The organism is Alcanivorax nanhaiticus (assembly GCF_000756665.1).
Taxonomy (GTDB): domain Bacteria; phylum Pseudomonadota; class Gammaproteobacteria; order Pseudomonadales; family Alcanivoracaceae; genus Alcanivorax; species Alcanivorax nanhaiticus.
This window is the reverse complement of record NZ_ARXV01000031.1, coordinates 1-1,205: the sequence shown is the minus strand read 5'-3', so window position 1 is coordinate 1,205 and position 1,205 is coordinate 1. Positions and strand designations below refer to the sequence as shown.

The following is a 1,205-nucleotide window of genomic DNA, read 5'->3' as shown; positions in this document are numbered from 1 at the left end:
CGTGGCAAAGGAAAAGTTTGAACGTAATAAACCGCACGTAAACGTAGGCACCATCGGTCACGTTGACCATGGTAAAACTACTCTGACCGCTGCGCTGACTCGCGTATGTGCGGAAGTATGGGGCGGTTCTGCCGTTGCCTTCGACGGTATCGACAATGCTCCGGAAGAGCGTGAGCGTGGTATCACCATCGCTACCTCCCACGTAGAGTACGATTCCCCGACTCGTCACTACGCACACGTAGACTGCCCCGGGCACGCTGATTATGTGAAAAACATGATCACCGGTGCTGCGCAGATGGACGGCGCGATCCTGGTATGTTCCGCAGCTGATGGCCCGATGCCGCAGACTCGTGAGCACATCCTGCTGTCCCGTCAGGTTGGCGTACCTTACATCGTTGTGTTCCTGAACAAAGCGGACATGGTTGACGATGAAGAGCTGCTCGAGCTGGTAGAGATGGAAATTCGTGAGCTGCTGAGCGACTACGATTTCCCGGGCGACGACACTCCGATCATCAAGGGTTCTGCCCTGAAGGCTCTGGAAGGCGACACCAGCGACATCGGTATGCCTGCCGTGCAGAAGCTGGTAGAGACTCTGGACGAGTACATCCCGGAGCCGGAGCGTGCCGTAGATCAGCCGTTCCTGATGCCGATCGAAGACGTATTCTCCATCTCTGGTCGCGGTACTGTAGTAACCGGCCGTGTAGAGCGTGGCATCATCAAGGTGGGCGAGGAAATCGAGATCGTGGGTATCCACGACACCACCAAGACCACCTGTACCGGTGTGGAAATGTTCCGCAAGCTGCTGGACGAAGGTCGTGCTGGTGAGAACGTTGGTGTTCTGCTGCGTGGTACCAAGCGTGATGAAGTTGAGCGTGGTCAGGTTCTGGCCAAGCCGGGTTCTATCAAGCCGCACACCAAGTTCGTTGCCGAAGTCTACGTACTGAGCAAGGACGAAGGTGGTCGTCACACCCCGTTCTTCAACGGTTACCGTCCGCAGTTCTACTTCCGTACCACTGACGTCACCGGTGCTTGCACCCTGCCGGAAGGTACTGAAATGGTAATGCCGGGCGACAACGTTCAGATGGACGTTGAGCTGATCGCTCCGATCGCCATGGAAGACGGTCTGCGCTTCGCTATCCGCGAAGGTGGCCGTACCGTTGGTGCCGGCGTGGTAGCCAAGATCACCGAGTAATTCGTTACCCGGT

The 1,205-nt window shown here is 56.8% G+C and carries 1 protein-coding gene; it reads left to right on the top strand.

From position 1 onward, the window contains the following. Nucleotide 1: 1 nt before the first annotated feature. Nucleotides 2–1,192 (top strand): elongation factor Tu, encoded by a 1,191-nt coding sequence (gene tuf, locus Y5S_RS18990; RefSeq protein ID WP_031226999.1) that lies wholly within the window; start codon nt 2–4, stop codon nt 1,190–1,192. The last annotated feature ends 13 nt before the right edge of the window (nt 1,193–1,205 follow it).